Origin of the sequence: Bacillus sp. FSL L8-0167, from assembly GCF_038630295.1 — a bacterium.
Classification (GTDB): Bacteria; Bacillota; Bacilli; order Bacillales; family Bacillaceae; genus Bacillus; species Bacillus safensis.
The window spans coordinates 434431-459037 of sequence record NZ_CP152027.1 but is presented as its reverse complement, the minus strand read 5'-3'; the positions used below and the strand labels follow the sequence as shown (position 1 = coordinate 459037).

The 24607-nt window shown below is 44.1% G+C and carries 22 protein-coding genes; 8 read left to right on the top strand and 14 right to left on the bottom strand.

Annotation, left to right across the window (positions count from 1 at the left end; genetic code table 11):
- Positions 1-16: 16 nt before the first annotated feature.
- The 3 genes from MHB66_RS02195 to MHB66_RS02185 form a co-directional block, all read right to left on the bottom strand.
- Positions 17-1138, bottom strand: a complete 1122-nt coding sequence (locus tag MHB66_RS02195; RefSeq protein WP_046313911.1) for a mannitol-1-phosphate 5-dehydrogenase — start codon at positions 1136-1138, stop codon at positions 17-19.
- 1 nt (position 1139) lies between these two features.
- Positions 1140-1574 carry a PTS sugar transporter subunit IIA gene (locus MHB66_RS02190; RefSeq protein WP_046313909.1) on the bottom strand — a complete coding sequence of 145 codons (435 nt, stop codon included), beginning with the start codon at positions 1572-1574 and terminating at the stop codon, positions 1140-1142.
- Positions 1575-1669: 95 nt separating this feature from the next.
- Positions 1670-3112: a PTS mannitol transporter subunit IICB gene (locus MHB66_RS02185; protein ID WP_046313907.1), complete on the bottom strand. Its 1443-nt coding sequence runs from the start codon at positions 3110-3112 to the stop codon at positions 1670-1672.
- A 507-nt stretch (positions 3113-3619) separates the two neighbouring features.
- On the opposite strand from MHB66_RS02185, the gene MHB66_RS02180 reads away from it, so the two are divergent.
- The 3 genes from MHB66_RS02180 (at position 3620) to MHB66_RS02170 (ending at position 6670) form a co-directional block, all read left to right on the top strand.
- The gene (locus MHB66_RS02180) at positions 3620-5254 is read left to right on the top strand and encodes a copper resistance CopC/CopD family protein (protein ID WP_046313905.1); all 1635 of its coding nucleotides are present in this window, start codon (positions 3620-3622) and stop codon (positions 5252-5254) included.
- A 15-nt stretch (positions 5255-5269) separates the two neighbouring features.
- Positions 5270-5884 carry a DUF1775 domain-containing protein gene (locus MHB66_RS02175; protein ID WP_046313903.1) on the top strand — a complete coding sequence of 205 codons (615 nt, stop codon included), beginning with the start codon at positions 5270-5272 and terminating at the stop codon, positions 5882-5884.
- Positions 5885-6073: 189 nt separating this feature from the next.
- Positions 6074-6670: an NAD(P)H-dependent oxidoreductase gene (locus MHB66_RS02170; protein WP_034283793.1), complete on the top strand. Its 597-nt coding sequence runs from the start codon at positions 6074-6076 to the stop codon at positions 6668-6670.
- A 44-nt stretch (positions 6671-6714) separates the two neighbouring features.
- Here MHB66_RS02170 and MHB66_RS02165 read toward each other — a convergent pair whose 3' ends face one another.
- The 3 genes from MHB66_RS02165 to gabT are packed head-to-tail and all read right to left on the bottom strand — an operon-like array spanning position 6715 to position 10810.
- A complete protein-coding gene (locus MHB66_RS02165) occupies positions 6715-8109 on the bottom strand; it encodes an NAD-dependent succinate-semialdehyde dehydrogenase (protein ID WP_046313902.1) in 1395 nt (464 codons plus the stop codon).
- Positions 8084-9472, bottom strand: coding sequence for an APC family permease (locus MHB66_RS02160; RefSeq protein ID WP_046313900.1), 1389 nt, complete (start codon positions 9470-9472; stop codon positions 8084-8086). The genes MHB66_RS02165 and MHB66_RS02160 overlap by 26 nt, the downstream gene beginning before the upstream one ends.
- Positions 9473-9493: 21 nt before the next feature.
- On the bottom strand, positions 9494-10810 hold the full coding sequence (gene gabT, locus MHB66_RS02155) for a 4-aminobutyrate--2-oxoglutarate transaminase (RefSeq protein WP_041116674.1): 1317 nt from the start codon (positions 10808-10810) through the stop codon (positions 9494-9496).
- 109 nt (positions 10811-10919) lie between these two features.
- On the opposite strand from gabT, the gene MHB66_RS02150 reads away from it, so the two are divergent.
- Positions 10920-12344 (top strand): PLP-dependent aminotransferase family protein, encoded by a 1425-nt coding sequence (locus tag MHB66_RS02150; RefSeq protein WP_041116672.1) that lies wholly within the window; start codon positions 10920-10922, stop codon positions 12342-12344.
- 31 nt (positions 12345-12375) lie between these two features.
- On the opposite strand, the gene MHB66_RS02145 is transcribed toward MHB66_RS02150, so the two are convergent.
- Positions 12376-12687 carry a metalloregulator ArsR/SmtB family transcription factor gene (locus MHB66_RS02145; protein WP_034283858.1) on the bottom strand — a complete coding sequence of 104 codons (312 nt, stop codon included), beginning with the start codon at positions 12685-12687 and terminating at the stop codon, positions 12376-12378.
- A gap of 317 nt (positions 12688-13004) precedes the next feature.
- Here MHB66_RS02145 and MHB66_RS02140 point away from each other — a divergent pair, with 317 nt between their 5' ends.
- From MHB66_RS02140 to MHB66_RS02125, 4 genes are all read left to right on the top strand, one after another.
- Positions 13005-13871 carry a TetR/AcrR family transcriptional regulator gene (locus MHB66_RS02140; protein ID WP_231293950.1) on the top strand — a complete coding sequence of 289 codons (867 nt, stop codon included), beginning with the start codon at positions 13005-13007 and terminating at the stop codon, positions 13869-13871.
- Positions 13872-13887: 16 nt separating this feature from the next.
- The gene (locus MHB66_RS02135; RefSeq protein WP_046313897.1) at positions 13888-15324 is read left to right on the top strand and encodes an MDR family MFS transporter; all 1437 of its coding nucleotides are present in this window, start codon (positions 13888-13890) and stop codon (positions 15322-15324) included.
- Between the two features lie 174 nt (positions 15325-15498).
- Entirely contained in the window at positions 15499-16875 is a 1377-nt protein-coding gene (locus MHB66_RS02130; protein ID WP_046313895.1) for an aspartate kinase, read from the top strand.
- Positions 16876-17038: 163 nt separating this feature from the next.
- Positions 17039-17884, top strand: coding sequence for a GAF domain-containing protein (locus MHB66_RS02125; RefSeq protein ID WP_046313893.1), 846 nt, complete (start codon positions 17039-17041; stop codon positions 17882-17884).
- 60 nt (positions 17885-17944) lie between these two features.
- On the opposite strand, the gene MHB66_RS02120 is transcribed toward MHB66_RS02125, so the two are convergent.
- Genes MHB66_RS02120 through MHB66_RS02090 form a run of 7 tightly spaced genes read right to left on the bottom strand, consistent with a single transcriptional unit; the run spans position 17945 to position 24579 of the window.
- A complete protein-coding gene (locus MHB66_RS02120; protein ID WP_046313891.1) occupies positions 17945-19279 on the bottom strand; it encodes an MmgE/PrpD family protein in 1335 nt (444 codons plus the stop codon).
- Positions 19270-20427: an amidohydrolase gene (locus MHB66_RS02115; protein ID WP_046313889.1), complete on the bottom strand. Its 1158-nt coding sequence runs from the start codon at positions 20425-20427 to the stop codon at positions 19270-19272. The genes MHB66_RS02120 and MHB66_RS02115 overlap by 10 nt, the downstream gene beginning before the upstream one ends.
- A gap of 34 nt (positions 20428-20461) precedes the next feature.
- Positions 20462-21208, bottom strand: a complete 747-nt coding sequence (locus MHB66_RS02110; RefSeq protein ID WP_041116660.1) for an amino acid ABC transporter ATP-binding protein — start codon at positions 21206-21208, stop codon at positions 20462-20464.
- Between the two features lie 12 nt (positions 21209-21220).
- Positions 21221-21895: an amino acid ABC transporter permease gene (locus MHB66_RS02105; protein WP_024427305.1), complete on the bottom strand. Its 675-nt coding sequence runs from the start codon at positions 21893-21895 to the stop codon at positions 21221-21223.
- Positions 21896-21919: 24 nt separating this feature from the next.
- Positions 21920-22711: an amino acid ABC transporter substrate-binding protein gene (locus tag MHB66_RS02100; protein ID WP_034283775.1), complete on the bottom strand. Its 792-nt coding sequence runs from the start codon at positions 22709-22711 to the stop codon at positions 21920-21922.
- Between the two features lie 21 nt (positions 22712-22732).
- Positions 22733-23236 carry a GNAT family N-acetyltransferase gene (locus tag MHB66_RS02095; RefSeq protein WP_024427303.1) on the bottom strand — a complete coding sequence of 168 codons (504 nt, stop codon included), beginning with the start codon at positions 23234-23236 and terminating at the stop codon, positions 22733-22735.
- 17 nt (positions 23237-23253) lie between these two features.
- On the bottom strand, positions 23254-24579 hold the full coding sequence (locus tag MHB66_RS02090; RefSeq protein WP_041116658.1) for an LLM class flavin-dependent oxidoreductase: 1326 nt from the start codon (positions 24577-24579) through the stop codon (positions 23254-23256).
- Between the last annotated feature and the right edge of the window lie 28 nt (positions 24580-24607).

Below are 24607 nucleotides of genomic sequence, written 5' to 3'. Positions count from 1 at the left end.
AAGGGATTTTTTCTCATTATCGAGCTGTTTCTTTCAGAATGGCTTGATAAAGATCGTCTGATGGTGAGAGTCCACATACCTCTTCCAGCACACCTTCAATGCCTTTTTCTTTTCTTAATGCCTGCAGACGAACAGCTTCTTCGTCTTCAGTAAAGTCGTAAGCCAAAGCTGCCACAATGCCTTTAATTAAATACTGTGGCTGTCTGATTTTTTTCGCTGGACCGATTAAACGGTCATTTGCTCCAAGCTTTCTAAGCGGAGAACGTGCGACGCGCGTGACTTCATCAGAGATAAAGGCATTTTCAAATCGTTTGATGATTTTTTGAATATACGCATCATGTTCTTCTTTTTGAAAGCCATAGGTGTCGATTAAATAACTGCCCGTTTCGTGTAGTGCACCTTCGACCACTTGACGAATCTCTGGTGTATCGACAGCTTCTTTAATCGTTTGAACGCCTTTCTCGTACCCGACATAAGCAGCTAGTGCATGTCCTGTGTTGACAGTAAAGAGCTTACGCTCAATATAAGGCGTCAAATCTTGTACAAAGGTCGCTCCATCGATCTGTGGAACGTCTCCAATAAAGCCTGTCTCATCAATGACCCACTCGAAAAATGGCTCGACTGATACTTTCAAAATGTCCTCATGGTGCTGAATGGGGACAATGCGGTCAACCGCAGCGTTTGGAAAACCAACTGTGTGTGACAGCGCTTCTTGTTCATCAGCTGTTAAATGAGAGAAAACAGCTTCCTTTAAATGAGAGCTGCCGCCAATCATATTTTCACACGCCACAATGTTGATGATATGATCAGGCTTTTTCTGTTTTAAACCTTCAGCAATCGATGAAGCAATGATGTTCAAAACAGCTGGTCCAACAGCTGTTGTAATGAGGTCAGCTGTTGCAACTGCCTCAGTTAATGCAGCTGGATCTTTTGCGGAATTGATAGCGGACACTGGACCGACTACTTCTTGCTGCTGCCCTGATGCTGCGAGCTCAACCGTGTATTCTCCTTTTTCATTCAGCTCGTTGATCACCGCTTCATTTACATCGGTAAAAACGAGCTCAAAGCCTGATGCTTTTAACAAAGATCCGATAAATCCTCTGCCAATATTGCCTGCTCCAAAATGAAGTGCCTTCATGTTAGTTCACCTCGTTAAAGATGGCGATCAGTTCATCCTGATCCTTTGCATGAATGATACGCTCTACGTTTTCTTCCTCTGAACAGACAATCGCAATTTGAGAAAGAATATCGAGATGCTCATTGTTTTTACCAGCTATACCAAATACAACTTTGGCAATATTCCCCTCGCCATATTCAACGCCATCAGGAATTTGGATAATGGAAATTCCTGAATGAAGGACAGCCCCTTTCGCATCCTCTGTTCCATGAGGAATGGCAATTCCGTTGCCCATAAATGTAGAAGAAATATTTTCTCTTTCAAACATTTTGTCCACATAATCACTTGTGACATAACCGTTTGCCACTAAGACTTCGCCTGCTTTTTTAATGGCTTCTTCTTTAGAGCCCGCTTGTTCGTTTAGAAAAATATTGTCTTTTGAAAGTACTTGTTTCATGAAAGATCACACACCTTTTTTAGAATGGAAAATCAGAAAACAACCAAAACGGGGAGTTCAATTAGGAAAAATTGGACTCAACCCGTTTCGTCATGTTATTTTTTCAATTTCTCAATCAGCTCATCGTATTTCGGGCTGTTTAAGAAATTATCAACTGAGATATGCACAGCTCCTGGCAGTTTTGCCTTGGCTCTATCTGTTAAATCTTTATGAGTAAAGACCACATCGGCATCATCTGGGATGTTGCTGATGGATGTATTTGTTACATCAATATCTAGCTCTGCCTTTTTGACTTTATTCTTTAAAACGGACGCACCCATCGCACTTGAGCCCATTCCTGCATCACAGGCAAAGATGATTTTGTTCACGTTATCTGGATTGATTTCATCTGGAGATGCTGCTTGCTCGCTTGCTTCAGCACCTTCTTTTTGTGCTGTAAGAGCAGCTGCTGCTGCACTTTTCTTGCCTTTCATGTCTTGCATTTTTTCAGTTGCTGCTGTTAAGTCTTCGTCCACTGCTTTAGACGCTTTCAAAATGACAGAAGCGACAAGGAATGATACGACCGCTGCCACGACAACACCTGCTAGAACGGCAAGGTGGCCGCCTTTTGGTGACATGAGCATAAGAGCGATAATACTTCCTGGTGACGGCACAGCCTTTAAGCCTGCATTTAACAGTGTAAAGGTCAGAACGCCGCTTGCTCCCCCAGCAATAACCGCCAAAATGAGCTTTGGCTTCATTAAGATGTATGGGAAGTAAATCTCATGGATTCCCCCTAAAAATTGAATGACAATCGCACCCGGTGCAGACTGCTTTGCAGTCCCTCTCCCAAAGAACATGTAGGCTAGAAGAACACCTAGACCTGGTCCTGGGTTAGTTTCAAGCAAGAACAGAACGGACTGGCCTGTCTTCGCCGCTTGCTCCACCCCTAATGGACCTAAAATTCCTTGGTTAATTGCATTGTTTAAGAACAATACTTTCGCTGGTTCAATGAAAATACTTGCCAGCGGAAGTAAATGTGCATTGACAATGATATCTACACCTGCCGCAAGGGCTTTATTCAGGCCTAGTACCACTGGACCGATGGCGTAGAAAGCAATGGCGACTAAAATGGCACCTAGAATACCTGCACTAAAGTTATTAATCAGCATTTCAAAACCTGATTTGATTCGGTCTTTAAACAGCTGGTCGATTTTCTTAATGAGATAACCGCCAAGCGGTCCCATGATCATTGCGCCTAAAAACATTGGGATGTCCGAACCGACAATAACCCCAATCGTAGCGGTTGCACCGATTACCCCGCCTCGATGGTCATATACGAGCTTCCCGCCTGTGTAACCGATTAAGAGCGGCAGCAAGTAGTTGATCATTGGACCAACAAGTGTATTTAATTGTTCATTTGGAAAATAACCACTTGGAATGAATAATGCGGTGATGAGTCCCCAAGCGATAAACGCTCCAATATTCGGCATGATCATACCGCTTAAATAGCTTCCAAAGCGCTGTACTTTTACTCGAAATCCGCTTTTTTCCTGCATCTATGAAAACTCCTTTCTTCTCTCCCTTTATTTAGGGCTTTATAGGTCAAAAGATATAAGAACAAGATTCAGTGAAGCCCTTATGCCTATCGTAAAACGCTTTCACTTTCTCTTCAATTGAAACTAAATGTCACTTTGTCACATAGTGTGTGACAAAATTGAAAAATGATGTGAAAATACCTTCAGATCCCAATACAAAAGGGGCGAAAAGGTTGATCTGCCGTTGTTTTGAAACAAAATTCATGGGAATTTCACAACTTTCAAATGGTCTCTTCTTGTTTCCTCTTCTTAAATCGAATAGGCTTATAATTGATCAAACCTATTCAATTAAGAAATGTCTGCGCAGACATGACACAGAAAAAGTGAACCATCTTGCTGTTTGTTTCGTTTACCTTTTAAAGAGGGCGGTACAATAGGAAGAGCGGTTTTTTCTGTGACTCACAGTTTACTGCCGCTTTCTTTCTGATACATGAGACATTTTCATAGGTAGAAAGGCGGTTATTCACCTTGTTTAAAAATAGTAAGTGGCTTCTGCTTCTTATGGTCATGTTCGCTTTTTTCATTCCAAAGGAAGCATTTGCTCACGCATACGTCGTGAGCTCGAACCCAGCGGCAAATGAAGAGCTGGATCAGCAGCCTCCTTCAGTCTCGATCACATTTAGTGAAGGAATTGAAAGCGGCTTTCATGCCATTAAGGTGCTAAATGCAAAAGGTGATCGTGTGGATAAAGGAGATACGGTCATTAAAGATCAAAAGATCATGGAAGCAGCTTTAAAAAAGAATTTACCAAAAGGGATTTACACCATTCAGTGGAATGCGGTATCAGCGGACGGACACTCCGTCTCTGGCATGATTCCGTTTAGTATTGGAAAAGCGGATGGCGGTTTTGACCAATTAGAGCAAGGCCAAACGGATGAATCCATAGATATGGCTTCAACTATTGATAAAGCCTCTCTTTATACGTCATTCAGCTTATTCCTTGGGACAGTTTTGTTTGGACTGCTTTGGTTTAAGAATACGATTTCACCTGTATTGGAGAAACGAATGAAGCGGCTTTTGACCGTGTCATTGATCATGATGGGCGGAGCACTTGTGTTCCAGCTGCCGATTCAGACAAAATCAGCGGCAGACGTGTCCTTTTGGGGGGCATTTCAGCCTTCGCTTTTACAAGAAACGATTGCGTCCACTTCTGGCGGTAGTCTGTGGATGATGCTTATGGCGTCATTTGTTCTTCTCACCATCTGGACGATTGTGGCGGTGAGAAAAGGGGATTTCTCTTCTTTTCGAGTTTGGCTGTTTCCACTGCTTCTCTTCATAGTGCTTCTTTGGCTGAAGGCACAAATCGGACATCCAGCCGCAACAGACAATAAAATACTCACAACATCACTTGATTTCATCCATCTCATCTCTGCTTCGATTTGGGTCGGTGGTTTAACAGCCATTGTCCTTCTATTGATAAAGAAACTGCCAAATGAAGATGAGCCGCTCATACGGAGTACGCTAGCAGCATTTCATCCTTGGGCACTGCTCTCTGTTGGACTTATTGTGTTTTCAGGATTTGTGAATGCGATCTTTATTTTGCAATCGTTTGACGCTCTTTTCCAATCAGCATACGGACGCACCTTTTTAATCAAGCTTGGTTTATTTATCATCATGGGCCTTCTTGGGCTTATGCATTACTTGATGCTGAGATGGGAAAAGAAGCAGAAACGCAGCATTTCCTTACGAGCTGAATGGATGATCGGGATCGCCATTTTGTTATTAACGGCTGTCTTTACCAATATTCCGAGCCCTCCTCCGCCTGCACCAGAGCCCTTCTTTGGCGCAAATCAGGTCGAGCATCGTGATATTGTGTCCTTGAGCATTACTCCGAATGCCCCGGGGAAAAACTCATTCGAAGTGGCATTTACAAAGAAGAATGGCGAAACGATCACTGATATTCAATCTGTAACAGCCAAGATCCATAAGGTGGCTTTATTCGGTGATGAGACACCGAGTGAATTTCAGCTGAAACGATTAAAAAATGGGCATTTCTCTGCTGAAAATCTCTTATTAAATGAAAAAGGCACATGGAAAATTGAAATCCATGCGTTAACTGGTTCTTTTAAGAATATCGATACCACATTTATTAGAAGAAACTAAAAGGAGTTATCACATATGAAAAAATACGTTAAAGCTTTATTACCAATGCTTCTCGCTTCATTTTTATTGGCAATTCCTGTGAGTGCGCACGTAACAGTCAAGCCTGATACATCTGCGACAAATGCTTGGGAGACCTATACATTAAAGGTTCCTTCTGAGAGTGACAGCCCGACGACTAAGGTTGTCGTGACAATTCCTAAAGGCGTAGAATTCCAGCAATATGAGCCAGTACCTGGCTGGAAAACATCAACTGAAGAGAAAGATGGCAAGGTAACAAGAGTGACTTGGGTAGCAACAGGTAAAGGTGTGCTTGCTGGACAATTCCAGCAATTCGTTTTTGTAGCGAAAAACCCTGAAAAAGCAGGTGAAGCTGCTTGGGATGCGTATCAATATTATAAGGATGGAACAGTCGTTGAATGGACTGGCGATAAAGATGCTGATAAACCTCATTCCATTACAAACATTGTGGCATCTAATACTGTAACGGATTCACATGGCCAGGAAAAACCAAAAGAAGAAAAGGCCTCTGAAACAGCCACTGCTTCTTCCTCACCACTTGTCCTTGGTCTGTCCATTGCTGCTCTAGTCGTGGCACTGATTGCACTTGGACTTGCTTTTAGAAAGAAATAAAAGTGTATGAGCGATCGTTTTCTTAGAAACGATCGCTTTTTCTTCCTTTACACATGTACAAATCGCACTGTTTACTTTTATGAAGATCAATTATTTTCCATTTTCCCAACTTGTTATTACCAATATAGGATTGAATAGGATAAAGCTGCGTGACATAATGAGACAGATGACCACATAGGAGGCTATGAGATGAACCATGTAATCATATTTGCTCATCCCCAGCAAAGCTTAAATCAAACCTTATTAGATCTTGTTGTGAGCACTCTATTGAACAATGGTCATAAAGTGACTGTTCGTGATGTCTATGCCCTAGGTTTTTCGCCAGAGCTTACCATTGCAGAAAAGGCTGCCATCAAATGCGGTGATGTCCCAATCGCTATTCAAAGAGAGCAGACGCTGATTCAGCAAGCGGATGTGCTGACGTTTATTTTTCCAATATGGTGGACAGGCTTGCCGGCTATGCTAAAAGGATATGTAGAACGCGTCTTTTCTGAAGGTTTTGCTTATCAGATCAGTGAGGATGGAGAGATTGAAAATCTGCTTCGGCACAAAAAAGGTGTCATTATCAACACCCACGATGCACCGAGGACTTTTCTTAATTCCAATAAGATTTCCACCTCCTCCCATCACATGACAACCGATACTGAAGTCTTCAATTTTATTGGCGTTCAGCCTGTCGAACGGCTTTTGTTCAGCAGCATGGAGCAGGCATCTGCAGATTACATACATGAAATTTTGAAAGAAACGAAAGAAACGGTGGATCAGCTTTTCCCGCCTGCTGTATAACATAAAAAAGACTGCCGAGATTCCTCTGACAGTCTTTTTCACGTTTATTCTTCTAAACCAATGGATACATATTTTGTTTCTAAATAAGGCTCGATCCCTTCGATGCCGCCTTCTCGGCCAATTCCGCTCTCTTTCATACCGCCAAAAGGTGCTTGGACAGCCGATGGACCGCCATCATTCCAGCCAATGATCCCATAATCGAGATGTTCTGAAATGTAGAGTCCGTTCCGATAATTTTCTGTAAAGAAATAAGCTGCAAGGCCAAAAGGTGTATCGTTGGCTAATTCAATTGCCTCGTCTAACGTTTTGAATGTCGTAATAGGTGCCACTGGACCAAAGGTCTCTTCATGCATAATGTTCATCGAAGGGTCCACATGTGTAAGAACCGTTGGCTGGACAAAATAATATGATTTGTCATCGTCGAAATGCGTATCGCCGCCTACAAGAACTTTCGCCCCTTTATCCACTGCATCTTGAATTTGGCCGACAATTTTATCAAAACCGCGCTTGTTGATAATTGGACCGATGGATGTGCCTTCTTCAAAGCCATTTCCTACTTTCAGCTTTTCTACTTCTTTGCTGAATCTTTGCGCAAATGCTTCATGAATGTCTTCATGCACAATTAAGCGGTTGGCACAGACACAGGTTTGCCCTGCGTTCCGAAACTTAGATGCCACTGCTTGTTTGACAGCTAGTTCAAGATTCGCATCCTTGTCTACGATGAGCGGAGCATGACCGCCAAGCTCCATTGATACGTGTTTGACTGTACTGGCACTGTTTTTGATCAGGTGCTTCCCGACGGGCGTTGAGCCTGTAAACGTGATTTTTCGAATCAATGGACTATCTGTGAAGATTTCACCCACTTCTTTGCCATCTCCCACAACCCATTGCAGTGCATCCTCTGGAATGCCGGCTTCATGACCTAATTTTACTAGTTCTATAGCTGTCAGCGGTGTGTCTTCAGCAGGTTTTACAATAAACGTACAGCCTGCTGCAAGCGCAGGAGCTGCCTTTCTCGTAATCATCGCCGCAGGGAAATTCCACGGAGTAATGGCAGCAACAGGACCAACTGGCTGTTTTGTGACGAAAAGGCGTTTGTTCGTCGTATGTGACGGGATGGTTCTGCCGTAGATTCGCTTTGCTTCTTCTGCGTACCATTCAATATAACCAGCCGCATAGACGATTTCTCCTAATGCTTCTTGATATGGCTTTCCGTTTTCTTCTGTGATGATTTTCGCAAGCCTCTCTTTATGCTCAATCATCAGATCAAACCACTTGCGAATGATATTGGCACGTTCATGTGCTGACGTTTTTGCCCATGATTTGAATGCTTTATGTGAGCGGGAAATTGCGTCTTGGATCTGTTCTTTTGTATGCTGAGCAACTGAAGCAATTTCTTCTCCTGTTGCAGGATTATACACTTTGAGTTCGTTTGTCATGCTCTATCGTCTCCTTCGTTCTTGGATTCATTACATATAGTATATACCCAATGAGTACCCAACCTAAAAGCAATATCCATTCAGCTGGCCAAGATAAGGAGGCCGGCATTCCTGGAAAGTAAAATGAAAGGAAAAGAAGACTCAGTCCGATAGCTAAAACACCTGTCATCCGCCAATATTTTATGCGATATGGACGCTCCAGCTCAGGTTCTGTTTTCCGAAGTCTCATAAAGGCAATGGACACGATTAAGTACCCGACGATGATTCCGACACCGCCCGCATTGACAATCCATACGAGGGCAGGGCGCCCTAGTAATGGAGCGAAAAAAGCCAAAGCCCCAAGAAATAAAATGGCATTTGTCGGTGTTTTATACTTTGGATGAATATACGCAAACCATTTGGAAATCATACCTCTTTCCGCCATAGCATATAAAATACGGCTTGCACCGATAATAAAAGCATTCCAGCTCGTCACAATCCCTGCTACACCGCCAATAACCAGCACTGTTCCAAACGCTTGATGACCGAGAAGCTGAACCATCGCATCTGCTGTTGCTAATGAAGAGGCTTCAAGCTGTCCCTTTGACATTCCAGCAGCTACCCCAAAAACAATAAGCAGATAAAAAATGACCGCACTCACGATGGAAATAATCAAGATTCTCCCAATGATTTTTTTTGGTGCGTTAATCTCCGCCGCTACTTGCGGAATGACATCAAACCCAACGAATAAAAAGGGAATCATGACTAACACCGCCATAAGACCGCCAACCCCGCCTTGAAACATCGGCTCAAGGTTTGCAAAATCTCCATTAAATGTTGCGCCGCCTAAAAGGAGAAAACCTGTCAGAATAATAGCCACTGTGAACACGGACTGAAAAATGGCAGCAGGCTTCGCCCCAATGTAATTCAGCGCTGTTAAAAACAATGCACCGCCAGATCCAATCAATACCCACGTGAAATAAACGTCCCATCCCCCTATATTCCATAAGAAGCCAGCATGCTGTGTTGGAATCACATAATCAATGACGGTCGGCAAGGCGACAGCTTCAAACGTAATCACAGACACATAACCAAACAATACGCCCCATGCTGAGACGAACGCTGCTTTCATCCCAAATGCCCGCTGGACAAAAACGAGCCCTCCGCCTGTCTCTGGAATCGCAGACGAAAGCTCAGCATACGTAAGTCCGATAAAGATGACGAGAATACCGCCTATAACGAAAGCAATCACACTGCCTAAAAATCCAGCTGTTAAAATCCAATCTCCCGAAAGTACAACCCAGCCCCAGCCAAGCATTGCACCAATGGACAAAAACAGTACGTCAGACTGCGACATGGTTTTTGCCATTTGTTGTTTTTGCATACAACCATCCCCCTTTGTTGTTTAGCGTGCTTTGAAGGCGTCCTCGATGATCCCTAGTCCTTCGTGAAGCAGCTCATCTGTGATGACAAGTGGTGTTAAGAAGCGAATGATATTCCCATTAATCCCTGCCGTTAAAAGAAGCAGCCCGTGCTCATTTGCATATGCTGCAATCGCTGCGGCTCTTTTCTTATCTGGTGTACGCGTTGTTTGATCTTCCACAATTTCAATTGCCGCCATTGCCCCTAACCGGCGGACTTCTCCAATGAATGGATACGCTGTTCTCCATTCATTGGCTTTGTCCTCAATGACTTGTCCAATATGTTCAGATCGTTGATTCAGTTGTTCTGTTTCAATGATATCAAGGACAGCCAGTGCAGCTACACAGCCTAACGGACTTCCTGCATATGTTCCCCCAAGCTCCCCTGGATCTGCCGCATCAAGCAGTTCTTTTCTGCCAACGACACCGCTCAGCGGTAAGCCAGCTGCAAGAGATTTTGACACAGTGATTAAGTCCGGCACCACATCAAAGTGCTCAATCGCAAAGTATTTCCCTGTTCTTGCAAAACCGGTTTGGATTTCATCTGCAACAAAGACAATCCCGTGCTGCTGACAGAAGGAAGCGACATGCTGAACGAAGCGCTTCGATGGCACAATGAATCCGCCCTCCCCTTGGACTGGTTCCATGACCACACAAGCAACGGTTTCTGGTGCAACGGCTGCGACGAAAAATTGATTGAATTGATCAATGATGTACTCGTCGTAAGCAGCATCGCTTAATCCTTCAGGTTTTTGATAGTAATAAGGATACGGTGCTTGGTACACCTCAGATGCAAATGGCCCGAACCCAAATTTATACGGCTTAACCTTGCTCGTCATGCTCATTGTCATATTCGTTCTGCCGTGAAAACCTCTTGTGAACGACACAACGGCCTGTCTTTTCGTATATTTACGTGCAATTTTCACCGCATTTTCAACAGCTTCTGCACCTGAATTAAGAAAAATGGCTTTCTTATCATGATCCCCTGGTGTGAGATGGCACAGCTTCTCTGCCAATTCGATATACGATTCGTACATCATCACGTTGAATCCTGGGTGAATCAGGCTCTCTGCCTGTGCTTTGACCGCTTCCACGACCTTTGGATGTGAATGTCCTACGTTTAATGTGCCAATGGCGCCTGCAAAATCGATAAATCGGTTCCCATCAATATCGAACAGCTCGGCTCCTTTCCCTTTCGCTGCAAGATGACGGTTGCCATTACTCACGCCTCTTGCGACGTATTGATCTCTTTTCCCCTGCCATTCTTCAGTTGAAAAACGGTTTGTTGTCGTTTGACTCATTGTCATCCATCCCCTTTATATCCTTTTTTATTATTCTGAATATTTTTTGGTATGATAGAAAGTACCAATATCATTTTTTTCATGGTATCAGAGAGGATGGAATGATGAGATGCTGACAATTCAACTAGATCAAACAGGGCAAAACGGATATATTTATCATCAAATTTATACGAAAATTAAAGGGGAAATCTTAAACCGCAACCTTCAGCCGCATGATCAATTACCGTCCAAACGAGAGTTAGCCGATACATTAAACGTCAGCGTTAATTCAGTGAATGGCGCCTATCAGCAGCTGCTTGCCGAGGGATATTTATATTCGGTTGAACGCAAAGGGTTTTTCGTGGAATCACTAGAAACGTTTCATAAATCTGGTCAGCTAAAACCCTCTTCTCTTCCTGTAGATTTAAAGGAAGAACCGATTGCACGAGACGACTGGTATTCCTTTTCACATATCTCCGTCGATACAGCGAACTTTCCATTTAAAAGCTGGCTGAAAAGTGAACAAAAGGCGATCCATCTCCACCAAGATGCCTTCGGTGAGCTTCCGCATCCACAAGGTGTGTATGAGCTGAGGGAAACGATTGCCCGGCTGATCGGACTTGCGCGAGGAGTCAAATGCTATCCAGAACAGCTCATTTTAAGTGCAGGCACACAGTCACTGATCCATTCGTTATCAAGCATTCTTCCGGCCGATCAAGTATACGGGCTAGAAAACCCTGGCTACCGCCGGCTCTATCAAATGCTGAAAAACAATCATCACCAAATTGAAACGATTGGCATTGACCAAAAAGGTGTGCGGATGAGCGACATTCTAAAAAAACAGCCGAATGTGTTGATCATTACCCCTTCACATCAATTTCCAACAGGGGTGATTATGCCGATTTCCCGGCGCATTCAGCTGTTAAACTGGGCAGCCGATCAGCCAGATCGTTATATCATTGAGGATGATTATGACAGTGAATTTAAATATGGCACAGACAGCATTCCGGCGCTGCAAAGTCTTGACCGATATGACAAAGTCATTTATATGGGCACCTTTTCAAAATCATTGCTGCCCGGCTTGCGGCTAAGCTATATGGTGCTGCCTCAGCATTTATTGAGACGCTATAAGGAGGAACAGCATTTTTTCATTCAAACAGCTAATCTTTTTACACAATACACCCTTCTTCATTTTATAAAAGATGGGGCGTATCAACGGCATATTAAACGAATGAATGGTTTATATGAGGAAAAACGGAAGCAGCTCATTGAAGAGCTCAATACGGTTTTTGCTGACAATGTGCGGATTATTGGAGAAAATGCCGGGCTTCATTTTATTGCAGAGTTTCGCTCAAATCGAACGCAGCATGAGATTTTACAGCGAGCGAAAGAAAGAAAGCTGAAAATGTACGGAATGGATCGCTTTACCCTTGATGAGCAATTGCCGGGGCATCAGCCAGGCTTTGTTCCGCTCGTCCTCGGCTTCTCACATATGAAGCAAGAGGATATTCAGCCGGCAGTGAAACGGCTGTATGACGCCATTTTCGGGAAATAAAACAGCCAGCTGCCCTTCACAGACAGCTGGCTTACCACCGCTTTTTATCTATAGCTAGAATCGATGACATGAGTCCAGGAAAAGCGGTCTCGATGTCTTCTTTTCTTAAAGAATAGTAACGGTGCTTCCCGTCAATTCTCACTTTCACGACGCCTGCCTCCCTCAGCACTTTGAAGTGATGGGAAAGCGTGGATTTGGCAATATTCATCTCATACGTGCCGCATGTCCTCTCCCCCGCCTCTGCTAAGCAGCGGACAATTTCTAACCGGATTGGATCAGCCAATGCGTGCAGCACAGAAATCAGTCTCATATCTTCTTTGTTTGGATGGTTTGGATTCGTCATACAATAAATGTATCGTATTTTGTGCCAACATACAATTCATTCACCTGAAGCTGACTAGTCAAGTAACGATATGGCTTCACAAACGTCTATGAGTAATGAGACTGCTTTGAAGAAAGACATTTTGGTCATCGAACTTCACGGCAAAACAAAAATATATACCGCACATGCGGAAGGATAAAATACCTGTCATGCAGACGGGTATTTTTTTAAGTTCATTTTCTTGTCTTAGGGCATTGGTTTTGTTATCATAGCAAAAGTGACCACTCGGTTTCCATTGTGACCCTATGGTTTTGCCGATTCGGAAAGGACTTATGAAGATGAACGAAAAGCAAGAAGAGATTTTGCGGGTTTCAAAGAAATTATTTTCTCAAAAAGGCTATATGAGTGTCTCCATGCAGTCAATTGCCGATGCCTGTAAAATATCAAAAGCGTCTATTTATAAACTGTTTGATTCAAAGGAAGCTCTTCTACTAGAACTGATTAAATACAATCAGCGCAAAATGAGAGAGATTTCCCGCATCATTCATTCAGAAACGACGCTGTCCAAAAAGGAAAAATTCACAAAGAAGATCAAGCTTGAGCTTGAAGAGTTTAAAGAGAATCATAAATTTTTGAACATGCTGTCCTTTGAAGCTTTTTCTCAGCATTCGCCTATTGTCATTAAACACTTACGCGAGACACGCTCCATTATCATGCAGCGGCACAGAGACATTATTTTGAGCACATATGGTGAATCCGTCGCTCCTTATGTCTGGGATCTCGTGATTGTTCTCAATGGATTAATGAGAGAATTCATCTTAATGCTGGCGATTGAGCACAAGAACATCAAATTAGAAAATGCTGCCGAGATGATTATCGGTGTGATGGACCGTGTATCAAAAAAACCTTGCTCAATTGAGCCTGTGTTAACAGATCAGCTTATGGAATCTTATTTGTTTTCCTCACAGGACGGATATGATGAAGAAAAACTTGTCATCTCGTACTTAACGAAGATCAAACAAGAGCTTCACGCACTGTCAAACGGAGAAGAAAAAGACGATCTCCTCTCTGCGTATGAGCTACTCAATCAAGAATTATCAAAGGATGAACCGAGAACCTTTTTAGTCAGCTCACTGCTCGATTATTTAGGCAAAAACAGCGTTTTATCACAAAACGTGTCACAGCTGAAAAACATCATTTTATAGATAAAGAAGGGATAACATGAACCAATCAACTACATCGTATAATCGATCTGTGATTGTTGGGATTTTCCTCGTTGGGGCATTCGTCGCGATTTTAAACCAAACGCTTCTCATTCCAGCGATCCCGCATATCATGGAAGATTTCAATATTGAGGTCAGCAAAGGACAGTGGCTTACAACAGCCTTTATGCTGACAAACGGGATTCTCATCCCCATTACGGCTTTCCTCATTGAGAAATTTTCAAGCCGTTCTTTAGTTTTAACGGCACTTAGCATCTTTACAGCCGGTACAATTCTTGCTTCATTTGCAACAAATTTCCCGGTGTTACTTGCTGCGCGTATCGTGCAGGCAGCCGGTGCAGGGATTTTAATGCCGCTGATGCAAACGATCTTTTTAACCATTTTCCCGAAAGAAAAACGCGGGCAGGCAATGGGCATGGTCGGACTTGTCATTTCGTTCGCACCTGCACTTGGGCCAACACTTGGCGGCTGGATTGTTGACTCCTTCAGCTGGAAGTTCTTGTTCTATATTGTTCTGCCAATCGGTATCATTGATCTCATTCTTGCTTTCTTCTTAATGAAAAATGTGACGCAGCAAAGAGAGACACGTATTGATGTCTTATCTGTCATCTTGTCATCGTTCGGTTTCGGCGGGCTGCTTTACGGATTTTCTAGTGTCGGCACGTATGGATGGACGAGTGCGACTGTTCTCATTTCGCTGATTGTCGGCGCTGTGAGCTTGTTCTTCTTTATCCTGCGCCAGTCGAACTTAACAAGACCGATGCTTGAGTTTGGTGTATTTAAATTTGCGATCTTTAGCTTAACAACCTTCCTTGGGATGCTTGTCTTTGCTTTATTGATTGGTACAGAGACGATTCTGCCGCTTTATACGCAGAATGTCAGAGGGCTGTCTGCACTTGATACAGGGCTTATCTTACTGCCAGGTGCTCTCTTCATGGGACTCCTGTCACCGATTATTGGACGGATTTTTGATAAAGTCGGCGGAAAAGGGCTGGCATTAGGCGGTTTTACGATACTCACCGTTACCACCCTGCCGTTTATGCTGCTCACCCTTGATTCATCAATCGCCCTCATTACGGTCGCCTACACGCTTCGCTTAATTGGGGTTGGGATGATCATGATGCCGTTGACAACCGCAGGTATTAACTCTTTACCGCCTCATTTGATCCCTCATGGGACAGCGATGAATAACACGATGAGACAAATAGGCGGTTCCATTGGAACGGCTGTGCTTGTTTCCATCATGAGCACCTCTGCTGCAAATGCAGAATTGGCCAATCCATTAAAATCGGCCGTTCATGGAATGAATACGTCATTCTTCATTTCTGGTCTGATTGCGGTCATTGGACTCGTCCTCTCTTTTTTCTTAAAGGAAAAAAAACGTGAGAATAAAGTGATGAAGCAGGAGCTATCTTCCTCCTCGTCTTCTTCATAAGAAAAAGAGCTCGGCATATGGCCGGCTCTTTTTTCATATACTCATACAATATCGTCCTCTCTGAAAACACATTTGTATTTCTAGTAAAGAAAAACCTTGATAATTTAAGGAAAAGAGTTGATAATAGGAACTATTCAATTTGTGGGAAAATTTTTACTATAGGAGATGTATGCATTGAAGGTCGTTAAATTTGGTGGCAGTTCACTTGCATCTGGCAAGCAGCTGCAAAAGGTATTTGACATTGTAACAGCAGAGCCAGCTCGAAAAGCAGTCGTTGTTTCCGCACCAGGAAAACGGCATTCAACGGATACGAAGGTCACCGATCTATTAATTAGCTGCGGTGAACAATATTTACGTTTAGGCGAAGCACATGATTTAAAGGAAGCAGTCATCGAGAGGTATGCCTCAATAGCGGATGAACTCGGATTAGGTCAAGACATTATCGATACGATCAGGCAAGATCTAGACACATTATTACAGGCTGATTCATCCCGCCCTGAGTGCTATCTTGATGCCATTAAAGCAAGCGGTGAAGACAATAACGCTAAGCTCATTGCCGCCTATTTCTGCCACCAGGGTGTGGAAGCTCATTATGTGAATCCAAAGGAAGCTGGTTTGTTCGTGAGCGATGAGCCTGGCCAAGCGCAAGTCCTGCCGGAGTCTTATGATCATTTGTACAAATTAAGAGAGCGCTCTGGCATTATTATATTCCCTGGCTTTTTTGGCTTTAGTCTAGCGGGAGACATCGTCACCTTTTCGCGAAGCGGCTCCGATATTACCGGCTCCATTTTGGCGAATGGCCTGAAGGCAGATGTATATGAAAACTTTACAGATGTCGATGCTGTCTATGCCGTCAATCCAACAATCGTTCATGAACCGAAAGAGATTACAGAGCTGACATACCGGGAAATGCGCGAGCTGTCCTATGCTGGTTTTTCTGTGTTCCATGATGAAGCACTTATTCCTGCCTTCCGTGCAGGTATTCCAGTTCAGATTAAAAACACCAACAACCCGTCGGCAAAAGGGACAAAAATCGTAAATCAGCGGGATCATACAAATGGACCTGTTGTTGGAATTGCCTCAGACAATGGATTTTGCAGCATTTACATTAGTAAATATTTGATGAACAGAGAAGTCGGTTTTGGACGTAAGGTGCTGCAAACATTAGAGGAATACGGGCTTACGTATGAGCACGTACCTTCTGGCATTGATGATATGACCATTATTTTACGACAGGATCAGCTGGAGGAGCAGCATATTGAAGAGGAGCTGCTAGACCGCTTGAAGTTCGTGCTTGATGCAGATGAGGTCGTTTTAGAGCGAAATCTCTCGCTGATTATGGTTGTAGGAGAAGCGATGCGTCATAATGTTGGCACAACAGCAAGAGCGGCAAAGGCGCTGTCAAAAGCGAAGGTCAATATTGAAATGATCAATCAAGGCTCTTCAGAGGTCAGCATGATGTTTGGCGTCAAAGCGGCGCAAGAAAAAGAAGCTGTCCAAGCCTTGTATGAGGAATTTTTCTCCATGTCTACTGTCCCTGTCTCTCTTTAATCAGCAGACTGCCAGATCTTTGGATCGGCAGTCTTTTTCATCTCGACGATCAGAGTGTTTTTGCGCATTAAAGTGTATCTATTTCTTATTTGATTTTGTATGATAGAGACAAATCAACTACACGTTCCGGCCTATGTTCGGAGCTACAAGGAGTCCTAAAACAATGCCTCGTCAACAACTATTAAAACAGTTTCGCAATTTTCATGATGCTTCTACTAGTATTTTAAACATGATGAGTCAATTCATTGATGTGAATACACTGTTTATTGCTAAAAATGATCAAAACACCAATCAGATTGTAAAGGTGCTAAATCATGACGAGCAGCTTCTTGAAGAAGGAGAAGAACTTCCTTATGAAAAAACATTTTGCAAGCTGGCGGTCGATCATCAGGATACACTTGTGATCCCTGACATTTCGAGGGATGACCGTTCTAAATACTTAGAGGTCACGAAACACCTTCAAAGCGGCTCGTTTATTGGGGTTCCCATTGATTTTACAGATGGGACGAACTACGGGACGATTTGCGGACTTGATTTGAGGCCGAAGCAGTTCACAGAAGAGCATGTATATATGTTTGAAACGATGGCTTCTTTATTAAGCTACGTTCTCGAACTAGACCGTGCTAACCGGCAGATTAAGCAATTGTCTGTACCGATCGTACCTGTTGTTGATGCTGTCGCCGTGCTTCCTCTGCTTGGTGATATCGAAGAGACACGTGCTCAGCATATTTTGGAAACCATTTTACAGGAAAGCTACAGGCTGTCGCTCTCTCATTTGGTCATTGATGTATCGGGAACTAAAAGCCTGAATGAACAAAGCATTCAATATTTGGTCAGCTATGCACAAACACTGAGACTTTTAGGAATTTCGGCAGTTTTAACGGGCATTAAGCAAGACCTTGCTTTAAGTGCGATTCAATCCAATATATCGTTTAAAGACATCACCATCCGGAAAGACTTACCACAGGCACTTGCTCATATTGGATTGACGTTTACCAAGAATGAATAAGTTGTGATTTTGTGACTCCATAAAGAAAGGCTCATCTCAATGGATGAGCCTCATTCGTGATCATACCAAAAGCTGCAAAAAGGAAGAATCGTTTCCCTCTTCTACTGCCTGCCGCATAAGCTGGGCATGAGAATCGTCTGTCACACTGTTTAATTTTTTCATGATATCATCTGTCGATAGCGCGTGTCCGGGTGCTCCCTGCGGAACATCAACACGTTTGCTGATGGTGGTGCCGTCAGATAAGGTGAGCTTCACAATCGTAAAGCGGCCTTTTGGAACAGCATCGGAATGAGGTACAATCGTTTGATCATATCCTCTGCTTACCCGCTTCATCCATGTCCGCATGTCTGATGGAATGGTTTTTTTCGTAAAGGCATCCAGCGTAAGCGTCTGTCCAAACACTGCCAGTGCGATGACGTATTCGACACTGAAACGTCCTTCTTCTCCAGTCAAAGGCGTCTGCTCAATAAGCGCTGCATCTCCGCCTGGCGGGAATATGACATCGATCTGTTTCACCTGCTCCGGCAAGAAAGCCCGCTCTTTCGTTAAAGATTGGATCGCATCTGCTGCATGGTGGGCTGCTGAGCAGAATGGATATACTTTGAACCACAGCCCCGGTGAAACGATACGCCATGTAGAACCATAGCCCTCTGGTAAACGGCTTTCCGCAAGTTCCAGATCTCCATAGAGTGAAAAGAAACCAAGTGCGCCATCAAGAACCGAGTCATTCCCGCCAAAACCTGAACAAGCTAAGTCCATAGACCAAACGGCTGTTTTAGCAGCTAAGCCGGCTTGTAATGGTTTCATATCAGAGCCAAATTGCTTCCGCATTCCGGCTGATTGCGCTCCGGCAAAGCCGATTGCTTTCATCAGTTCTTCTCGTGTGACTTGTTTCAAATAACCAATCGCGCATACTGCCGCAATGGCTCCGAGTGTTCCTGTATTATGCCAGCCCCGCTCATAATGCGCCTTGCCGATGGATTCGCCAAGTCTTGCCATCACTTCAACACCAGTGATATAGGCAGCTAAAAACCGCTCGCCATACCCTTTGCCGTCTGTCAGCTGTGATAGCAGCGCCGGAATGATGACCGCACTTGGATGTCCTCTCACATCTGAGTGCACATCATCATAATCAAGGGCATGGATGAGGTAGCCGTTCAGCATCGCTGCGGATTGGCGGCTCACCTTCTTTCCTTGTCCAATGACAGGAATCTGAGCGGTTCCGCCTTCCTGTTCAACAAGCTGCATCAGCTTCTGAATCCCTTCATCCTCTTTCGCAGCAAGCGCTGATGCCGCAGCGTCTAACAGTGCATTTCTCGCCATTTGAATGGCCCGTTCATCTTGAAGCGGATCAGCAGAAAGCACTGCTTCTGCCAGTTGTTTTGTTAATTCCATGATCGAGACTCCAATGCCCGAACGGCAAGCTCAGCAAAGAAGGCAGCGGAAACTGGAAGTGCGTCTTCATTTAATGTAAACGCAGGGTGATGCCACTCCCTCGTTCCACTAGTCCCCATCCATACAAAAAATCCTGGAATGCGTTCTTGATAAAGGGCAAAATCTTCTCCGCCCGGTGACTGCTCTGCCTGCACAACATGTAAGTCAAGCGAGCCAGCCGTTTCTTCAACCACCTTTGTCAGACGCTCATCATTCATGACAGAAGGCAAATAAGGATGCCATCTCACTTCAGCCTCTGCTCCAAAACCTTCTGCAATCCCGCTGACGATTTGTTTCATAAGCTCCGGAATCATCGCTCTTACTTCAGGCTCAAAGGTCCGAACGGTTCCTTCCATCTCAACACGGTCGGGTATGACATTCCATGATGTACCGCCTTGGATGCGTGTGATACTGACAACCGCATGATGCAAGGAGCTGATGCGGCGGCTGACGATTTGCTGAAGGGCGCTTGTGATCTGCCCGCTGATGGCAATGGGGTCTACCGTGTGATTTGGAATACCGGCGTGGCCACCCGTTCCTTTAATATCGATTTCAAACCGGTCCACACTCGCCATCAATGCTTTTTCTCTAATGCCAATCGTGCCAACTGGCAGGTCAGGTTTGTTGTGCATACCGAAAATTGCATCGACTCCATCTAAAACGCCTGCCTCTATGACGTGTTTCGCCCCTTGAGCAACTTCCTCAGCCGGCTGGAACAAAATACGGACCGTTCCTTTGATCTCGTGTTTCCGCTCTTTTAATAAAAGAGCCGCACCAAAAATAGAAGCTGTATGGAAATCATGACCGCATGCATGCATTTTACCCGGTACCTTTGAAGAAAATGGTTCACCAGATGCCTCTTCAATCGGAAGTGCATCAATATCGGCTCTCAAAGCAATTGTCGGCCCCTCTTGTTCTCCTTTGATTTCACAGACAACGCCTGTTCGAAGGGCTGGGATATCAAGTACAGTGATTCCTTCCTCTTCTAACCAGTGGCGCAGTTTCTTTGTCGTTTCATATTCTTCAAACGCCAGCTCTGGATGCTCATGAAGCGCTCGGCGAATGTTGATCAAACGTTTGTTTAAAGCTTCATTTCCTATTGATTTCACTAGACACTCACCCCTCTAAAGAATAAAAAGCAGCTTATGCTTCTTCAGCCGCTGCTTCTTTTTGGATAAATCGTTTCGTTCGTTCATTCTTTGTTTCATCAAATAGCTCAGTTGGCGTCCCCTGCTCAATAATATGACCATCCGCCATGAAAATCACATGGTCTGCCACTTCTCTTGCAAACGCCATTTCATGTGTGACGATAATCATTGTTGTTTCTTGAATCGCAATGGATTTAATGACTTGAAGCACACCTGAGACAAGCTCTGGATCAAGCGCTGATGTTGGTTCATCCAGCAAAATCGCATGTGGATCAACCGCTAACGCGCGGGCAATCCCAATCCGCTGCTGCTGTCCGCCAGATAACGTGACTGGATAGCTGTCAGCCTTTTGCTCTAACCCTACCTGCTTCAGCAGTTTCATACCGATTTCATTCGCCTGCTGCTTCGTCATTTTTTTCGTCACAAGCAATGATTCTGTTATGTTTTGCAGTGCTGTCTTGTTTTTAAATAAATTATAGTTTTGAAACACCATGGCCGTTTGTTGACGCAGGTGATGGGCTTCTTTACGTGAAAATTTGGACGCATCGAGCCTTGCATCGCCAATTTCAATCGTGCCTTCATCTGGTGTTTCTAATAAATTTAAACAGCGCAGCAAGGTGGATTTACCGGAGCCAGAAGGTCCGATAATGGCCACAACCTGCCCTTTTTTCACGTCGAGATTGATTCCGTCTAAGACGACAAGGTCGCCGAATGATTTCTTCAAATTGGTGAGCTTGATCATGTCCACACCTCCTTAATTCCGGTAAGGTTTGCTGATTTTTCGTTCAAACAGGTCCTGCAGGAAGCTATAAATGATCGTCATCACCCAATACACGATCCCTACGGCTAAATAGGTTTCAAAGTATTTATAGTTCGCCGATGCAATCATCTTCCCTTGTGCAAACATTTCTGCCACACCAATCGTAAAGGCAAGAGATGTTTCTTTTAAAAGACCGATAAAGGTATTCCCCGTCGCTGGAATTGCATTTCTAATGGCCTGCGGGAAAATAATTCTAACGTAAGACTGCCATCTTGTCATACCGACAGATAAGCATGCCTCAAGCTGCCCTTCATCCACTGAGTTCAGAGCCGCTCTGAAAATTTCTGCTAAGTATGCTGAGTTCTTAATACTTAATCCGATAATGACCGCTGTTAAAGCATCCATTGAGGTCATCGCAGGGAATAGCTGCGGGAGACCAAAATAAATGAGAAAGAGCTGAACCAAGGTTGGAACCGCTCTGAAGAAAGAAATATACAGCTTGGCAAATTGGTATAAAACAGGTATCCGGTTTTTCGTAATGAGAGCGAATACCACACCAATGATAATGGCAAATACCATGGAGACAATCGCCATGAAGATCGTTATCGGCAAGTATTGAAGCAATGTCGGAAACACCGTCACCATATACTGCCAATCAATTTTGTTCATGTCTGCTCTTCACCGCCGCTGTCGTTATTTTTTAATTGGCACTGTCACATCGTCTTTGAAATATTTCTCAGACAATTTCTTAAGTGTCCCGTCTTCTCTTAATTCTTTGATGGCTTTGTTAAATTCTTCTCTTAGTTTGTCATGCTTTTTATCTTTCGCAAATGGATAGCCTACTTCTTCATACACAATTGGGTTGCCTACGATTTTCAGCGGCAGACCTGTTTTTTCAATTTGAGCAAGTAATACACTGCGTCCGTTGACATAAGCATCTACGCGGCCATTTGCCACTTCATTTAATACGCCGTCTTGCGTTTCATATGTTTTAATCTTAATTTTCTTGTCAGGGTCTTTGCTCTCTAAGTTTTTAGCATGGTTAGAGCCAAGAACCGCCGCCACTGTTTTTCCTTTTAAATCGTCAAGACCTTTGATGTCGTTGTTGTCTTTTTTCACGATGATTTGTGTTCCTGCGTAAGCGTACGTATCTGTAAAGTTAAATGTTTGTTTACGCTCGTCTGTGATGGCAACTTGGTTTGACACTGTATCGAGCTTACCAGACGTCAGCTGTCCCATCAGTCCGCTGAATTCACTCAGCTGCCAGTCTAGTTTGTAGCCAAGCTTTTTCGCAATGGCTTCTGTTACTTCAACATCGAATCCGACAAGCTTGCCATTGTCTTTATAAGCAAACGGATAGCTTTGTCCTGTAGCGCCTACTTTTAACACTTTTTCGTCTTTGCCTTCACTCTGATTGCCGCCGCAAGCTGCTAAAACTGCCAGCATTGCTGCAAATAGAACGACTAGCCACTTTTTGTTTTTCATGTTTGTAAACCCTTCTTCCTCTTATGGTTGTGTGATATCTGATCTTAATTGTTTTTTGAAATAAACCGTGATATGACCTTTGCCTAAATCTTTTTCTCCTGCTCTGACATAGCCTTTACGCTCATACATCTCTATCAGCCATGGATGCTTATCAGCTGTACCGAGCGACACGTACGGCACCTTCAGTGTATCCCTTAGCACTTCGGTTTCCACCCATTCCAGCAAGGCTGAGCCTGTGCCTTTTTTGGCGGCTGGTTCTGAGGCAAACCACCAGATATGAGGGACGCCGAACGGTCCTGGCTGCTCTCCCCAAGGCATACGGAGTGATAAGGTGGATAGAAGCTCTCCGTTTTCTTCCATCACATAGCAAAGATTCTTTTGTACATTTTTCTGAACGAGAGCGAAATCAGCATGTGCTGCTTGGAACTGGATGCCTAGCTCACGAATTGGCTCGTATGCTCTTGTTGTCAGTTCAAGCAGCGCCTCTATATCTGCCTCTGTTGCCAGACGAAACGTGTATCCCAACGTTAGTCACCTCACCCTTATGTCGTGTAGCGATTTTTTGGCTCTGTTAATCCAAGATTTTCTCGTAAGGTTTGTCCTGTGTAATCGGTTTTGAATAAGCCTCGTTCCTGAAGGATTGGGACGACGCGGTCTACGAACACATCCAGCCCTTCTGGCAAGAGCGGCGGCATGACATTAAAGCCGTCTGCTGCTTCTTCACGAAGCCATGTTTCCATCACATCTGCCAGCTGCTGCGGCGTTCCAATGAAAATATTATGACCGCGTGAGCCGGCAACCGATTGATAAAGCTGGCGAATGGTCAGGTTATCCTTTCTCGCCATATTCATCACGAGATCAAAACGGCTTTTCACCGCATTTGTTGTGCTTGGATCAATCTCTGGAAGCGGTCCGTCTAAAGGATACTGAGACAGATCAATTCCGCCTAAGTAATTTTGCAGAATGCTCAGTCCAATCTCAGGAACAATCAGCTCCTGTAATTCTTCATATTTCGCTTGGGCTTCTTCCTCTGTATCAGCAATGATCGGAAAGATACCCGGCATGATGCTGACGTCCTCTCTAGCACGGCCAGCAGCCTCTACTTTCCCCTTCAAGCTTTGATAAAATTCCTTCGCTTTGTCGAGATCGTTTTGTGCAGTGAAAATGAGCTCTGCTGTTTTTGCTGCAAGCTTTTGGCCATCTTCAGAAGATCCTGCTTGAATGATCACGGGCTGCCCTTGCGGCGTGCGTGATACGTTGAGAGGACCTCTTACTGAGAAGAACTCACCTTTGTGCTGGAGCTCATGAAGCTTACTAGATTCGAAGAATTCTCCCGTTTCCTTGTTTCTGACAAGGGCGTCTTCCTCCCAAGAATCCCAGAGACCTTTGACGACCTCGACGAACTCTTCTGCCCGCTCATATCGTTTATGGTGTGCTAAATGCTCTTCTCCGCTAAAATTTTTCGCTGTTTCTTCAATAGAAGATGTGACCACATTCCATGCCGCTCTTCCGCCTGATAAATGATCAAGGGAGGCAAACTGCCTTGCAATATGGAAAGGCTCACTGTATGTAGTGGAAGCTGTTGCTGCTAAACCAATGGTTGAAGTAGACTCAGCAATAGATGAAAGCAGCGTGAGCGGTTCAAATCTTGTTAATACGTTCGGATGAGAGGTTTGATTAATGGATAAACTGTCGGCTAAAAAGAGCAAATCCAGCTTTCCTTCCTCTGCCTTTTTCGCTAATTGTTTAAAATAATCTAGATTCATGGCTGCGTCTGGTACTGCATTCGGATGTCTCCAAGAGGCAACGTGATGTCCAGTTCCTGCGATGAATACGCCTAGCTTGAGCTTCCTTTTCGGCTGTAACACTTGTTCTTCATCCTTTCTATATCCTAAA

Bases quoted from the DNA above. Each gene is read 5' to 3' on its own strand.
- MHB66_RS02195 (WP_046313911.1), bottom strand. From the start codon at position 1,138: ATGAAGGCACTTCATTTTGGAGCAGGCAATATTGGCAGAGGATTTATC.
- MHB66_RS02190 (WP_046313909.1), bottom strand. From the start codon at position 1,574: ATGAAACAAGTACTTTCAAAAGACAATATTTTTCTAAACGAACAAGCG.
- MHB66_RS02185 (WP_046313907.1), bottom strand. From the start codon at position 3,112: ATGCAGGAAAAAAGCGGATTTCGAGTAAAAGTACAGCGCTTTGGAAGC.
- MHB66_RS02175 (WP_046313903.1), top strand. From the start codon at position 5,270: ATGAAAAAATACGTTAAAGCTTTATTACCAATGCTTCTCGCTTCATTT.
- MHB66_RS02170 (WP_034283793.1), top strand. From the start codon at position 6,074: ATGAACCATGTAATCATATTTGCTCATCCCCAGCAAAGCTTAAATCAA.
- MHB66_RS02165 (WP_046313902.1), bottom strand. From the start codon at position 8,109: ATGACAAACGAACTCAAAGTGTATAATCCTGCAACAGGAGAAGAAATT.
- MHB66_RS02160 (WP_046313900.1), bottom strand. From the start codon at position 9,472: ATGCAAAAACAACAAATGGCAAAAACCATGTCGCAGTCTGACGTACTG.
- gabT (WP_041116674.1), bottom strand. From the start codon at position 10,810: ATGAGTCAAACGACAACAAACCGTTTTTCAACTGAAGAATGGCAGGGG.
- MHB66_RS02150 (WP_041116672.1), top strand. From the start codon at position 10,920: ATGCTGACAATTCAACTAGATCAAACAGGGCAAAACGGATATATTTAT.
- MHB66_RS02145 (WP_034283858.1), bottom strand. From the start codon at position 12,687: ATGACGAATCCAAACCATCCAAACAAAGAAGATATGAGACTGATTTCT.
- MHB66_RS02140 (WP_231293950.1), top strand. From the start codon at position 13,005: ATGAACGAAAAGCAAGAAGAGATTTTGCGGGTTTCAAAGAAATTATTT.
- MHB66_RS02135 (WP_046313897.1), top strand. From the start codon at position 13,888: ATGAACCAATCAACTACATCGTATAATCGATCTGTGATTGTTGGGATT.
- MHB66_RS02125 (WP_046313893.1), top strand. From the start codon at position 17,039: ATGCCTCGTCAACAACTATTAAAACAGTTTCGCAATTTTCATGATGCT.
- MHB66_RS02120 (WP_046313891.1), bottom strand. From the start codon at position 19,279: ATGGAATTAACAAAACAACTGGCAGAAGCAGTGCTTTCTGCTGATCCG.
- MHB66_RS02110 (WP_041116660.1), bottom strand. From the start codon at position 21,208: ATGATCAAGCTCACCAATTTGAAGAAATCATTCGGCGACCTTGTCGTC.
- MHB66_RS02105 (WP_024427305.1), bottom strand. From the start codon at position 21,895: ATGAACAAAATTGATTGGCAGTATATGGTGACGGTGTTTCCGACATTG.
- MHB66_RS02100 (WP_034283775.1), bottom strand. From the start codon at position 22,711: ATGAAAAACAAAAAGTGGCTAGTCGTTCTATTTGCAGCAATGCTGGCA.